13 protein-coding genes are annotated in these 13,547 nt (G+C 59.4%); 9 read left to right on the top strand and 4 right to left on the bottom strand.

The annotated features are described in order from the left end of the window. Window positions 1-51: 51 nt before the first annotated feature. The 5 genes from tsaB to FGA82_RS22845 all read left to right on the top strand — a co-directional run bounded on the left by tsaB (window position 52) and on the right by FGA82_RS22845 (window position 3,702). Entirely contained in the window at window positions 52-726 is a 675-nt protein-coding gene (gene tsaB / locus FGA82_RS22865; protein WP_141128846.1) for a tRNA (adenosine(37)-N6)-threonylcarbamoyltransferase complex dimerization subunit type 1 TsaB, read from the top strand. Window positions 727-981: 255 nt separating this feature from the next. Then, window positions 982-1,293: a hypothetical protein gene (locus tag FGA82_RS22860; protein ID WP_102900558.1), complete on the top strand. Its 312-nt coding sequence runs from the start codon at window positions 982-984 to the stop codon at window positions 1,291-1,293. Then, on the top strand, window positions 1,293-2,153 hold the full coding sequence (locus tag FGA82_RS22855) for a DUF72 domain-containing protein (RefSeq protein ID WP_141128845.1): 861 nt from the start codon (window positions 1,293-1,295) through the stop codon (window positions 2,151-2,153). Before FGA82_RS22860 ends, FGA82_RS22855 begins: the two co-directional genes overlap by 1 nt. Before the next feature lie 32 nt (window positions 2,154-2,185). Continuing rightward, on the top strand, window positions 2,186-3,007 hold the full coding sequence (locus tag FGA82_RS22850; protein WP_141128844.1) for an isocitrate lyase/PEP mutase family protein: 822 nt from the start codon (window positions 2,186-2,188) through the stop codon (window positions 3,005-3,007). A gap of 2 nt (window positions 3,008-3,009) precedes the next feature. Then, window positions 3,010-3,702 carry an extensin-like domain-containing protein gene (locus tag FGA82_RS22845; RefSeq protein ID WP_141128843.1) on the top strand — a complete coding sequence of 231 codons (693 nt, stop codon included), beginning with the start codon at window positions 3,010-3,012 and terminating at the stop codon, window positions 3,700-3,702. A gap of 3 nt (window positions 3,703-3,705) precedes the next feature. On the opposite strand, the gene FGA82_RS22840 is transcribed toward FGA82_RS22845, so the two are convergent. Continuing rightward, window positions 3,706-4,326 (bottom strand): hypothetical protein, encoded by a 621-nt coding sequence (locus tag FGA82_RS22840; protein ID WP_007908883.1) that lies wholly within the window; start codon window positions 4,324-4,326, stop codon window positions 3,706-3,708. Window positions 4,327-4,418: 92 nt separating this feature from the next. Between FGA82_RS22840 and FGA82_RS22835 the strand changes: the two genes are divergently transcribed. Further along, window positions 4,419-5,201 carry a class I SAM-dependent methyltransferase gene (locus FGA82_RS22835; protein ID WP_141128842.1) on the top strand — a complete coding sequence of 261 codons (783 nt, stop codon included), beginning with the start codon at window positions 4,419-4,421 and terminating at the stop codon, window positions 5,199-5,201. A 106-nt stretch (window positions 5,202-5,307) separates the two neighbouring features. Here the strand turns inward: FGA82_RS22835 and FGA82_RS22830 are convergent, their stop codons facing one another. Continuing rightward, on the bottom strand, window positions 5,308-5,943 hold the full coding sequence (locus FGA82_RS22830) for a TetR/AcrR family transcriptional regulator (RefSeq protein ID WP_095119312.1): 636 nt from the start codon (window positions 5,941-5,943) through the stop codon (window positions 5,308-5,310). A 94-nt stretch (window positions 5,944-6,037) separates the two neighbouring features. Between FGA82_RS22830 and FGA82_RS22825 the strand changes: the two genes are divergently transcribed. The 3 genes from FGA82_RS22825 to FGA82_RS22815 all read left to right on the top strand — a co-directional run bounded on the left by FGA82_RS22825 (window position 6,038) and on the right by FGA82_RS22815 (window position 12,385). Next, window positions 6,038-7,138 (top strand): efflux RND transporter periplasmic adaptor subunit, encoded by a 1,101-nt coding sequence (locus FGA82_RS22825; RefSeq protein WP_141128841.1) that lies wholly within the window; start codon window positions 6,038-6,040, stop codon window positions 7,136-7,138. 6 nt (window positions 7,139-7,144) lie between these two features. Beyond that, on the top strand, window positions 7,145-10,213 hold the full coding sequence (locus tag FGA82_RS22820) for an efflux RND transporter permease subunit (protein WP_141128840.1): 3,069 nt from the start codon (window positions 7,145-7,147) through the stop codon (window positions 10,211-10,213). 780 nt (window positions 10,214-10,993) lie between these two features. Next, window positions 10,994-12,385 carry a Fic family protein gene (locus FGA82_RS22815; protein ID WP_141128939.1) on the top strand — a complete coding sequence of 464 codons (1,392 nt, stop codon included), beginning with the start codon at window positions 10,994-10,996 and terminating at the stop codon, window positions 12,383-12,385. Here the strand turns inward: FGA82_RS22815 and FGA82_RS22810 are convergent. Both FGA82_RS22810 and FGA82_RS22805 read right to left on the bottom strand, forming a co-directional pair. Then, window positions 12,382-13,071 carry a DUF4197 domain-containing protein gene (locus FGA82_RS22810; protein ID WP_141128839.1) on the bottom strand — a complete coding sequence of 230 codons (690 nt, stop codon included), beginning with the start codon at window positions 13,069-13,071 and terminating at the stop codon, window positions 12,382-12,384. The genes FGA82_RS22815 and FGA82_RS22810 overlap by 4 nt on opposite strands. Window positions 13,072-13,111: 40 nt before the next feature. After that, a complete protein-coding gene (locus tag FGA82_RS22805; protein ID WP_034156346.1) occupies window positions 13,112-13,510 on the bottom strand; it encodes a YbaY family lipoprotein in 399 nt (132 codons plus the stop codon). Window positions 13,511-13,547: the final 37 nt, after the last annotated feature.

Here is a 13,547-nt window from a genome sequence, read left to right as displayed (position 1 = left end):
CGTAGTTGTTTATACTGACGCACTTTTCCCACCCCTGTTTTGGAAACATCGATGAGCACCTTGCTGGCCCTGGACACTGCGACTGAAGCTTGCTCCGTTGCCTTGCTGCATGACGGCAAGGTCACGAGCCATTACGAGGTGATCCCGCGCCTGCACGCGCAGAAGCTGTTGCCGATGATCCAGCAACTGCTGGCCGACGCCGGCACCACGTTGCAAGCGGTCGATGCGATTGCTTTCGGTCGCGGGCCGGGTGCATTTACCGGGGTGCGGATTGCCATTGGTGTGGTGCAGGGTCTGGCGTTCGCGCTGGATCGTCCGGTGCTGCCGGTGTCCAACTTGGCGGTGCTGGCCCAGCGCGCGTTGCGTGAACATGGCGTGAGTCAGGTCGCGGCGGCCATCGATGCACGGATGGATGAAGTGTATTGGGGCTGCTACCGCGAGACGGCGGGGGAGATGCGTCTGGTCGGTGCCGAAGCGGTGTTGCCACCGGAAGTCGCGGCGCTGCCGGCCAATGCCAGTGGCGACTGGTTCGGTGCAGGCACCGGTTGGAGTTATGGCGAGCGCATTGCGGTCAATCTGACCGGCTCGGATGCGGGCATGCTGCCCCACGCCGAAGACCTGTTGACCTTGGCGCGTTTTGCCTGGGAACGCGGCGAGTCGATCCCGGCGGATGACGCGCAACCGGTTTACCTGCGCGATAAAGTCGCCACCCCGAAAGCCCGCTGATTCACCACAAAACCTGTGGGAGCGAGCTTGCTCGCGAAGGCTGTGTCTCAGTCTCGATCTGCTTTTCTGACACACCGCCTTCGTGAGCAAGCTCACTCCCACAGGGAATTGTGTTTCCTCCTAATTGGCCAATCGTCAGTTTCTAACCCCTCGCTTTAAACCTTTTGCGCTTTATGTGTTCTAGTTATCACTCGGCGGTTTGCTAAGTCGGTCAAGTGCCGCTAAATTGCCATCATCGATACCGAGCATGAATTTATGCGTATAGACGGCCTTTCCTCTCAGTCCTACCCCATCAAGCGCAAGCCTCGCAAAGGCCATGTGACTGTGGATGAGTCCGTCGACGATATCGACGGCGAGATCGAATTTCCGACTGAAGAGCAACTGGCTGCCCGTGCTGCCGCCAAAGCTGCCGCGCAACGCCTGAGCAATCTGCCCGCCCGCCAACAAGACATGATCTACCACCGTGCGATGAAAAAAAGCGTAGCGATGGCCCTGGCCAGCTACCTGAGCACCGCCGGTTTTGTCGATTGGGATGCAGACGTGCTGGGCCTCGATCTGTACATCTGATGGATCTGCCTTACTACCTCGGCTGCCCGTCCTGGAGCGAAAACGCCTGGCGCGAGTATCTGTACCCGGTAGATGCAAAAACTTCTGACTTCCTCAGTCTCTATTCGCAAGTGTTCAACGCCGTTGAAGGCAACACGACCTTCTACGCAAGTCCTTCGCCTGCCACGGTTCAGCGTTGGGCCGAAGTTATGCCCGAACACTTTCGCTTCACCGCTAAATTTCCCGGCGACATCAGCCACAGCGGTGATCTGCGCGATCAACTGACCGCCGCCGCAACCTTCTTGCAGTTACTCAAGCCGCTCGGTGAGCGCGTTTCGCCGCTGTGGCTGCAATTGTCGAAGAGCTTCACGCCACACCGACTGCCGGAACTGGCGGCATTTATCGATGCGCTGGATTGCCCGTTGGCAGTGGAAGTGCGCCATGAACAGTTCTTCGCCAAGGGCGAGAGCGAACGCTTGCTCAATCGGCTGCTGCTGGATCGTGGCGTTGAACGCATCTGCCTCGACCCGCGTGCGCTGTTCAGCTGCCTGTCGACCGAATCTTCGGTGATCCACGCGCAATCGAAAAAGCCGCGAGTACCGACACGCCCGGCGGCATTTACGCAATTTCCGCAAGTGCGCTTCATTGGTCATCCAGAGCTCGAGGCCAACGACACGTTCCTCGTGCCGTGGGTGGCGAAAATCGCCGAGTGGATCGAAGAGGGCCGTACGCCGTATATCTTCCTGCACACCGCCGACAACCTCCTTGCGGCGAAACTGGCGCAACGTTTTCACGCACAACTGATGGAACGTTTGCCTGGCCTGCCATCGCTGCCTGAGCTATACAGAGAGCCCGCCGCGGAGCAACTTGGCCTGCTCTGAAACGGATTTTTGTCTTGCCCAGGAGCCTGCCGATGGACGCTCAAACCCGTAAAGCTCACACCTTCAAAGCCCTGCATGAACAACCGGGGATTTTCGTCATTCCCAATCCGTGGGATGCGGGGTCGGCGAAAATGCTCGCCAGTCTCGGCTATCAGGCCTTGGCAACCACCAGCGCCGGTTATGCGTTTTCCCAAGGCAAGGCCGATGGTGCGTTGAGTCTCGACGAGACCCTGGCCAATGTCCGCGCGATTGTCGCGGCCACCGATTTGCCGGTGGCGGTGGATCTGGAAAACGGTTTCGCCGATGACCCGGCCGAGGCTGCGAGAAGCCTGCTTCGCGCAGCCGAGGCGGGTGCGGTCGGGGGCTCGATCGAAGACGCGACGGGCCGCGCGGATGCGCCGATCTATTGCTTTGAACACGCCGTGGCACGTATCGAAGCGGCCGTCGCCGCCGTGCGCACGTTGCCATTCCCCTTCATCCTGACTGCCCGCGCGGAAAACTACCTTCACGGCAATCCCGATATCAACGACACCATTCGCCGCTTGCAGGCCTTCGCCGAGGCCGGCGCTGACGTGTTGTACGCGCCAGGTTTGCGCAGTGCCGAAGACGTGCTGGCGGTGGTGCGCGCGGTGGCGCCGAAACCGGTCAATGTGTTGATGTCCGGCGGTTTGAAACTGACCGTGCAGGAACTGCAGGAAATGGGCGTGCGGCGGATCAGCACTGGTTCGGCATTGGCGTTGGCAGCGTTCGGCGAGTTCTTCCGCGCCGCGCAAGAGATCCAGCAATCGGGCACGTTCGGCTTTACCTCGCAGTCGATGCCGTACGCCAAGGCCAATCAGTTTTTCAAAGGCTGAACATGGGGCGGTGGATATTCTGGCTGGTGCTGATGATGATCGGCGGCGCCGCGGTCAGTGTCTGGCGCGGTTGGCTGGACGTGCCGGCGCAGTGGAATCCGTGGGCACCGCTGGACGTGAAAGCCGCGCCCAACTGGCTGACCGGCTACAAGCTGATGCGCTTGCGCAGCGATCCTGAACTCTGCACCCAAGCGTTAAGCAGCTCCGATCTGCGCGTCACACGTCAATCCGACAGTCCTGACGCCAAATGTCCGCTAATCGGCGCCTTGCGTGTACAGGGCGGCGAGGTGGCGCTGAGCAGCAGTTTCCTCGCCAGTTGTCCGTTGGCGGTGGCCTACGCGATGTTCGAACACCATTCGCTGCAACCCGCCGCACAGTCGGTTTACGGTCAGAAAGTGGCGCGTCTTGATCACCTCGGCAGCTTCGCCTGCCGCAATGTCTACAATCGCGAGAGCGGGGCGCTCAGCCGTCATGCAAGTGCTGATGCGCTGGACATTGCCGGGTTTCGGCTGGCCGACGGCCGCACGGTCAGCGTGCTCAAGGACTGGCCCAAGAAAAATCAGGACGCGCAGTTTCTGCGTCAGCTGCGCGATGGCGCCTGCGAGGCATTCAGTGTGGTGTTGAGTCCGGATTACAACGCCGCCCACCGCAACCATTTTCATGTCGATGTCGGGCGCTGGAGCGTGTGTCGCTGAGGGTTAAGCGGCGAGGCGCAGGTTCTGCAGAACGATCGGGCGGGCCCAGCCATTATCGAAGTCCAGCGCCTTCTGTTGCTCGACGATTTCTTCCGGCGGGAACGGCGGATAAGGCTTTTGCAACAGGTCCAGATCGAACTCGGCAATCGGCAGGTACAGCGGTTTCTTCTGCGGTGCCGGGCCAGGCTCTGGAACGGGCTGACCATTGTTGATCACCACTGGGCGCACCCAGCTGCTGTCGAAATCCTGTTGCTCTTGCTGAGCTTTCAGTTCTTCCGGCGGGAACGGTGGGAATGGCTTGTCGAGCAAGTCCATTTCGAACTCGGCGATCGGCAGGAACAGCGGCTCCGGCGGACGCACTTCGGTTTCCACCACATCGCACTCGCGCTGGCTGACGATGTGCGCGTGCAGCTCGCTGCCGATAGTCGGTTCTTCCGGGCTGCTCAGGTCAACCGGCGGAAACGTGCCGCAGGCAGGCACCACTTCACTCGTCTGTTCGGCCATCGCCTGGGCAAAGAAATCCTGCCACAGGTGACTGACGCCGCTCAGTGCTTGAGTGTTGTGACGGCTAAAGTCGCCATGGGGCGAAATGTAGCCAATCGATGTGGGAAGAATGCCTGACATTTTTTTCGGTTGACGCTCAGCTCTGGCAAAATGCGCGTTGAATGAGTTATCGGCGGTTTTTGCCGCTCCTTGAATTTTTGAGCGTGTTTTCCATGATTGAGCAACCCGCGGCCTGCCGCATCCACGTCGAAGCACTCGGCGCGACGTTTGAAGCGCAAGCGCAGCAGTGGGCCGAATGCCTCGGTCTGCCGCGTGAAGTGACGGACGGCGAGTTTGCCTTGCAGGTCGGCGAGCAGGGTTTGCAGCTGCAACAGCTCGGCCCGGATGCACCGGGTCCGGTGCGCGTCGACTTCGTTGAGGGCGGTGCGGCGCATCGGCGTTTATACGGGGGCGGCAGCGGGCAGATGATCGCCAAGGCGGTCGGCATTGCCCAAGGCGTGCGCCCGCGGGTGCTGGATGCCACGGCGGGGTTGGGCAAGGATGCGTTCGTGCTGGCCAGTCTCGGTTGCGAGATGAGTCTGATCGAGCGTCAGCCGCTGATTGGCGCGTTGCTGGAGGATGGCCTGGCGCGCGCGGCGGAGGATTTCGACGTGGCGCCGATCGTGGCGCGGATGACCTTGCTCAAGGGCAACTCCATCGAGGTCATGCAGAACTGGGAAGGCGAGCCGCCGCAGGTGATCTATCTCGACCCGATGTTTCCGCATCGCGAAAAGACTGCGCTGGTGAAGAAGGAAATGCGCCTGTTCCGGCCGCTGGTGGGCGATGATCCGGATGCGCCGGCACTGTTGCAGGCAGCGCTGGCACTGGCGACGCACCGGGTGGTGGTCAAGCGACCGCGCAAGGCGCCGTGCATTGAGGGGCCGAAGCCGAGTCATGCGCTGGATGGCAAATCGAGCCGATACGATATCTATCCGAAGAAAGCGCTCAAGCCTTAATACCGAGGCGCCCCCATTCGCGAGCAAGCTCGCTCCCACATTTGAAATGCATTCCAATGTGGGAGCGAGCTTGCTCGCGAAGGCGTCCGCTCAGATACCTTAAAAGTCAGGGCCTGTAAGCACGCATAAACAAAGCCACCACTTCCTGCACATGGCTTTCCGCTGCCTCTTCAGTCAACGGCTCGCCACAGCCATACAACAGCCGAAAATTCCCCGCACCCTTGATCAGGCAGAAGAAATGCTCAGCGGCATTGCGCGGCAGATCAATGCTCAGCGCACCGGTCTCGTGAATGCGCGTCAACAACCGCTCCATGCCTTGCACCATGCGCTGCGGGCCGGCCTCGAAGAAGATCAGCGACAGCTTCGGGTCCTGACTGCCCAACGCCATGATCAAGCGGTGCAAATTCACCGACTCATCACTGTTGATCAGGTGATGAAAGCCTCGCGCAATGTTCAGCAACACATTTTCCACAGCGATGCCTTCGGGCAATTCGAAGAACAACGGCGGTAATTGCTCCTCGCATTTGGCCACCACGGCAGCGGAGAACAACGTCTCCTTGTCGTTGAAATGGCTGTAGACCGTCAACTTCGACACGCCGGCCTCGCTGGCGACCGCGTCCATGCTGGTGTTGGCATAGCCATGACTCAGAAAGAGAATTTTCGCCGCGTCGAGGATTGCCTGGCGCTTGGCCAGATCCTTGGGGCGGCCCGGACCGTTTGGAGCTGAAAGATTGTTCGACATTCTTCGCTTTTAATACTGGACTGGTGAGTTTGCTATTAATAACATACCCGCCAGTATAATTATTCCAAGCACCATTAGCGAAAGGTCCGTCACCATGTTCCGCCATGCGTTGTCCCTCGCGTTGCCAGTGAGTCTGGCGTTCCTTTTGTCAGCGTGTGGTCAGGAAGAGGCGGTGCAAGTGACCGTGCGACCGGCCATGGTGGTGCAGCCAGAGCCTTCGGCGCAGGCGATGGAAAGTTATCCGGGCGAGGTGCGCGCCCGCTACGAACCCGATCTGGCCTTTCGCATTGGCGGCAAAGTCAGCCGACGACTGGTCGATGAAGGCCAGCGGGTGAAGGCTGATCAACCGCTCGCCGAGCTCGATCCGCAAGACGTGCGTCTGCAACTGGAAGCCACCCGCGCCCAGGTTGCCGCCGCCGAAGCCAATCTCAATCTGGTGCGCGCCGAGCGCGATCGCTACAAGACTCTGATGGATCGGCAGATGGTCAGCCGCTCGGCTTACGACAACGCCGAAAACCTTTACCGTTCCGGTGAAGCCCGCCTCAAACAAATCAAAGCTGAATTCAACGTTTCGACCAATCAGGCCAGTTACGCGGTGCTGCGTGCGCCGCAGGATGGCGTGGTGGCCAAACGTTCGGTCGAAGTGGGACAAGTGGTTGCCGCCGGGCAAACCGTGTTCACCCTCGCCACCGACGGCGAGCGCGAAGTGCTGATCAGCCTGCCGGAGCAGAGCTTCGGCCGCTTCAAGGTTGGTCAGCCCGTGACGGTCGAACTGTGGACCCAACAGAATCAGCGCTTCGCCGGACAGATCCGCGAACTGTCGCCTGCCGCCGATCCACGCTCGCGCACCTTCGCTGCACGCATCTCGTTCACCAGCGGCAAAGTCCCGGCCGAACTGGGTCAGAGCGCCCGGGTGTTCGTGCAATCGGCCGATAACGTTTCCCTGTCAGTGCCGCTCTCGGCACTCACTGCGGAAAACGGCGCGACCTACGTCTGGGTCGTCAACGGCAACAACACCTTGAAGAAAACCCCGGTACGCGTCGGCCCGTTCGGCGAGAAAAGCGTGCCGGTGCTCGAAGGCTTGAACGCCAGTGATTGGGTGGTCGCCGCCGGCGTGCATGTGCTTCTGGAAGGTCAGCAGGTGCGTCCGGTGGATCGCTCCAACCGTGTGGTCAATCTGGTGGACAAGGAGTAAGCCCCGATGCGCTTCAACCTTTCCGAATGGGCGCTGCGTAATCGCCAGATCGTACTGTTCCTGATGCTTTTGCTGGCCATCGTCGGCGCCTTGTCCTACACCAAACTCGGCCAGAGTGAAGACCCGCCGTTTACTTTCAAAGCCATGGTGATTCAAACCCGCTGGCCGGGAGCTACCGCGCAGGAAGTCTCACGCCAGGTCACCGAGCGCATTGAAAAGAAACTGATGGAAACCGGCGAATACGAGCGCATCGTCTCGTTCTCGCGCCCCGGTGAATCGCAAGTCACGTTCATTGCCCGCGACTCGATGCATTCCAAGGAAATCCCCGATCTCTGGTATCAGGTGCGCAAGAAGGTCAGCGATATTCGCCAGACCTTGCCGCCGGATATTCAGGGGCCGTTTTTCAACGATGAATTCGGCACCACGTTCGGCAATATTTATGCGCTGACCGGCGACGGTTTCGATTACGCCGTGCTCAAGGATTACGCCGACCGCATCCAGATTCAGCTGCAACGGGTCAAGGATGTCGGCAAGGTCGACCTGCTCGGTTTGCAGGATGAGAAAATCTGGGTCGAGCTGTCCAACGTCAAACTGGCGACCCTCGGCCTGCCGCTGTCGGCGGTACAACAAGCGCTGCAAGAACAGAACGCGGTGTCGACTGCTGGGTTCTTTGAAACCGGTAGCGAGCGTTTGCAGCTACGGGTATCGGGGAATTTTCAGACAGTCGATGAGATAAAGAATTTCCCGATCCGCGTCGGTGATCGTACGTTTCGGATCTCCGATGTCGCCGATGTGCGTCGCGGTTTCAACGACCCACCGGCGCCGCGCATGCGTTTCATGGGCGAAGACGCGATTGGTCTGGCGGTGGCGATGAAGGACGGTGGCGACATTCTGGTGCTCGGTAAAGCGCTGGAGGGTGATTTCTCGCGCATCCAGAAAAACCTTCCGGCCGGCATGCAACTGCGCAAGGTTTCCGATCAGCCGGCGGCGGTGAAAACCGGGGTCGGCGAGTTCGTTCAGGTACTGGTCGAAGCGCTGGCAATCGTGTTGCTGGTGAGCTTCTTCTCCCTCGGCGTGCGCACCGGCATGGTGGTGGCGCTGACCATTCCGCTGGTGCTGGCGATGACCTTCGCCTGCATGTATTACCTCGGCATCGGCCTGCACAAGATCTCTCTTGGCGCGTTGGTGTTGGCGCTGGGCTTGCTGGTGGACGACGCGATCATCGCCGTGGAAATGATGGCGATCAAAATGGAGCAGGGCTTCGACCGCATCCGCGCGGCGAGCTACGCCTGGACCAGCACCGCGTTCCCGATGCTCACCGGTACGTTGATTACTGCCGCAGGTTTTTTGCCGATTGCCACCGCGCAGTCCGGCACAGGTGAATACACCCGTTCGATCTTCCAGGTGGTGACCATCGCGTTGCTCGCTTCGTGGGTGGCGGCGGTGATGTTCGTGCCGTATCTGGGGGAAAAACTCCTGCCGGATCTGGCGAAAATTCATGCGGCCAAACATGGCACTGGCGATGGTCAGCCGGATCCTTACGGCACGCCGTTTTATCAGCGGGTCCGGCGTCTGGTCGAGTGGTGCGTGATGCATCGCAAGACCGTGATCGTGCTGACAGTCGGGCTGTTTATTGCCTCGGTGATGTTGTTCCGCTTCGTCCCGCAGCAGTTCTTCCCGGCTTCCAATCGACTGGAGTTGATGGTCGATCTGAAACTGGCTGAAGGCGCGTCGCTGGCCAATACCACCGGTGAGGTCAAGCGACTTGAGGCGATGCTCAAGGATCATGCGGGCATCGATAATTACGTGGCGTATGTCGGCACCGGATCGCCACGTTTCTACCTGCCGCTCGATCAGCAATTGCCGGCGGCGAGCTTCGCCCAGTTTGTGGTGTTGGCGAAGACCATCGAAGAGCGGGAAGCGCTGCGCACCTGGTTGATTGAAGCGCTGAACGAGCAGTTCCCGGCGCTGCGCTCGCGGGTGACACGACTGGAGAACGGCCCGCCGGTTGGTTATCCGGTGCAGTTCCGCGTGACCGGTGAACACATCGAAGAGGTTCGTGCGTTGGCGCGCAAGGTGGCGGCCAAGGTTCGCGAGAATCCACATGTGGTCAATGTGCATCTGGATTGGGAAGAGCCGAGCAAGGTCGTGTACCTGAATATCGATCAGGATCGCGCCCGGGCGCTGGGCGTGAGCACGGCCAATCTGGCGAAATTCCTGCAGAGTTCGTTGACCGGGTCGAGTGTCAGTCAGTATCGCGAAGACAACGAATTGATCGAGATTCTGCTGCGCGGCACGGTGCATGAGCGCACTGAGTTGTCGTTGCTGCCGAGTCTGGCGGTGCCGACGGATAACGGCCGCAGTGTGGCGTTGTCGCAGATTGCCACGCTGGAATATGGCTTTGAGGAAGGGATTATCTGGCATCGCAATCGGCTGCCGAACGTGACCGTGCGCGCGGATATTTATGGCAAAGAGCAGCCGGCGACGTTGGTCAAGCAGATCATGCCGACGCTGGATTCTATTCGTGCCGAGTTGCCTGATGGTTATCTGTTGGATGTCGGCGGCACGGTGGAGGATTCCGAGCGCGGGCAGAAGTCAGTGAATGCCGGGGTTCCGATGTTCATCGTCGTGGTGCTGACGCTGTTGATGGTGCAGTTGCGCAGTTTTTCGCGCACGGCGATGGTGTTTTTGACGGCGCCGTTGGGGTTGATTGGGGTGACGTTGTTCTTGATGGTGTTCCGCCAGCCGTTCGGGTTTGTGGCGATGTTGGGGACGATTGCGCTGTCGGGGATGATCATGCGTAATTCGGTGATTCTGGTGGATCAGATCGAGCAGGATATCGTCTCGGGGCTTAAGCCTTGGCAGGCGATTATCGAGGCGACTGTGCGGCGGTTCCGGCCGATTGTGTTGACGGCGTTGGCGGCGGTTTTGGCGATGATTCCGTTGTCGCGCAGTGTGTTTTTTGGGCCGATGGCGGTGGCGATCATGGGCGGGTTGATTGTTGCGACGGCGTTGACGCTGTTGTTTTTGCCGGCGTTGTATGCGGCTTGGTTTCGGGTGCGTAAGGACGCTTGATCCTTTTGTGACGTGGCGGCCTTCGGGCCGACCATGTTCTTGGGGGTTTGGGTGTATATCCGTTTTTGTGGGTGCTGCCGCTGGCGGTTTCGCTCTTACAGCGAGTCACCTTTTCCAAACGCCGAAAAGGTAACCCAAAAGGCTTTGCCCTGACGTTCGGCCCGCTCGCTGGGGCTCGGGGTTCCTTCGCTCCGGGATCGATCCGGGGGCATCGCTTCCGGTTTGCTTCGCTGCACCTCCTTTCGATGTGTTCGACTTCGTCGAACGGCGCTGCGCGCCTACCCCCGGATCAATCCCACCACTCAGCCTGCCGACGGGCCTTCAGATCAAGATCAAAAGCTGCAGCCGAGCTAACGCTCATCCTGTTGAGTGGTGAGGAGCAGAAGCGATCTGCTCTTGCTCTTCTGTGGGAGCGAGCTTGCTCGCGATGGCGGCCTGATAGCCGATCTGTTTTTTGCAGGTGTACTCCATCCAACTGTAGGAGTGAGCCTGCTCGCGAAGGCGGCCTGACAGCCGACCTGTTTTCTGCAGGTGTACTCAATTCAACTGTGGGAGCGAGCCTGCTCGCGAAGGCGGTCTGATAGTCGACCTGTTTTCTGCAGGTGTACTCAGTTCAACTGTGTGCGAGCCTGATCGCCGACCAGTCTCTAGCTGACGACCCATAGCCCGCTTTACCTACGCCACTTCCTACATCTTTTTCAGAAGCCTCTGATCTTGAGCCAGATTGCCTCGGATGTTGTACTCCAGCCTCTGCTTTACAGCTTTCCTGAGTTTGTCTTGATGAAAAAGCCGCCAGCATTGAAAGGCAGAACCGACCCCGTTTTCGACTTGTTGGTGCGCCCGCCCCACAAGCATCGTCTGGAGGATTATCTTGCGCTGCTCAAGCCGCTCGATGATCAAGGTCGTTATCTGCCATTTGAAGCGTTGCGTTATCGCTGGGCGGCGGGGCTGGATGCCAGACTGTGCTGGGCTTTGGTCAAGAAGGCGCGGGCGGTCCAATACATCAACCTTCTTCCACTGGGCGAGCCTGTGCAGTGGGGGAAGTACCTGTTGACGCCGCTGGCACAGAAAACCATCTCAATTGTGGATCGGCAGGCCAGTACGGCGGCGCTGGAATACATGACCAGCCAGATCGGCGAACGGGCACATTTCAGTTATCTGCTTAACGATTTGATCGAAGATGAAGCCATCGCCAGCAGTCAGCTGGAAGGCGCTGCGACGACTACGCGTGTGGCCAAGGACATGCTCAAGCAGCGGCGCCAGCCCCGCACTCCGGATGAACGCATGGTGATGGGGAATTACCGGATGATGAATTTTGCCTGGGAGAGACGTTACGAACCCATGAGTGTGGAGTTGATCTCAGCGATTCATCGGGTGGGGGTCGAGGGCATCGATGACGAGCAGTATTCCCCCGGGGTGTTCAGAACCAACGACGAAGTGGTCGTTCAGGATGGGGCGGGCAACACCGTACACCGGCCACCACCTGCAGCAGGGTTGGTGTCGCGGCTGGAGCAACTGTCGCACTGGATCAACCTGCCCGAAGGCTCACCGCAAGAGACGAGCTACCTGCATCCACTGATCAAGGCGATCACACTGCATTTTGCCTTGGGCTACGAACATCCCTTTCGCGACGGCAATGGGCGAGTCGCCAGGGCGTTGTTTTACTGGTTCATGTTCAAGAATGAATTTGCGTCGTTTCGCTACATAGCGATCAGTTTGTTACTGCGTAATGCGCCGGTGAAATATGGACGTTCATATCTGTACACCGAGGCGGATGAGCTGGATCTGACTTACTTCATCGAATTCCAGTGTTCGGTGATCCAGCGAGCGGTGCTCGGGTTTACCGATGTTTACCGCAAGAGCGTGGGGTGCACCGAAGCGTTCGAGCGCAAGCTGAAGAATTGCGGCTTCTTTGAGCAACTCACGGAAAAACAACGCGCGATGTACGAGGTGGCCAAAAACGGAGTGGCGAAGGAGTTCACCGTGAGCAATGTGGCTGAGAATTTTGCTTGCTCGTATAGCGAGGCGGCGTCGGCACTAGAGGGATTAGACGAGTTGCAGGTTTTTGGACGAAGGAAGATGGGACGGGAGTGGGTGTTCTTTTTACGTAGTCCTGTCGGTGGATGTAAGCACGGGAGCGAACTCCTTCGCCCCCATGTTGTGACAGCTTAAAGCGTGCCGAACACCTTCTTCGCCAGACTGGTCGCCGCAGCAGCCGGATTCTGGCGGATGGTTTCCTCCTGTTTGCCGATCATTTCGAACAAGCCATTGAGCGCTTGTTCGGTGACGTAGTTTTCGACATTGGCGCTCTTCGCATCAACAACGCCAAACGTCGCGGCTTGGCCGGCGAAGGCGTTGTACTTCTGCGCCACGCCAACTTTGTCGGTCGCTTGCTTGACGATTGGCAGGAACTTGGCGCGGATCTGTTCGCGGCTGGATTTGTCGAGGTATTGCGTGGCCGAGTCCTTGCCGCCGCTGAGGATGCCTTTGGCGTCTTCCACGCTCATTTTCTTCACGGCGTCGACGAGGATTGGCTGGGCCTGAGTCACGGCGGATTCCGCAGCCTTGTTCATGGCGGTTTCCAGTTCTTCAACCTGAGCGCCCATGCCGAAGGCTTTCATCTTGCTCGCGGCTTTGCCGAGTTTGCCCGGCAGCTCGATCTTCACGTCCGGGTTGTTGCTGAACCCGCCGGGTGTGCCCAGTTGCTTGACGGCGATTTGTGCGCCTTGGGTCAGGGCGTCCTTGAGGCCGCCGGTGGCATCTTTTTGTGACAGGTCGCTGAGCGACAGGGCCAGCGCGCTGGCGGAGATCATCAGGCCTGCGCACAGGCCGGCGAAGCGAAGGGTAGGGCGGAGCATGGCGGCTTCCTTTTTGCGGAAAAGGGTTGCGGAAAATGAATTAACGAACGGCGTCGACGCGAATTTTCAGCGGTTGCGGATCGTTGCCGTCGAGTTGCACGGCGTGGTTTTCGGTGGTGATGAACATCAGCTCACCATTGACCTCGATGCGCGCGCTGACCGAGTAACGATGGCCGGGTTTGACCTGGGCCGGATCGTAGCTCAGGTGGAAGGGCAGCGGCACCTGGCCTTTGATCGGGCCTTTTTGCTCGTCCAGCACCACGGCTGGCGCATCGGCTAGCGAGACGTCTTGCAGGCTGACGCTGAGGGTGGCGCTCGGTGGCAGGGCGATGCGCTGCAGGTAGAACACTTCACCGTCGAGGCCGACCTTGCCGGCAGGAGTGGTCGATTGGCAGGCGCTCAGCAATGTGGCGGCGGCGAGCAGGGTGAGTTTTTTCATCGGGAATTCTCCTATCAGTGCAGGAGCGAGCTTGCTC

The organism is Pseudomonas fluorescens (assembly GCF_005938625.1).
Taxonomy (GTDB): Bacteria; Pseudomonadota; Gammaproteobacteria; order Pseudomonadales; family Pseudomonadaceae; genus Aquipseudomonas; species Aquipseudomonas fluorescens_BD.
This window is presented reverse-complemented; position numbering and strand designations above follow the sequence as displayed.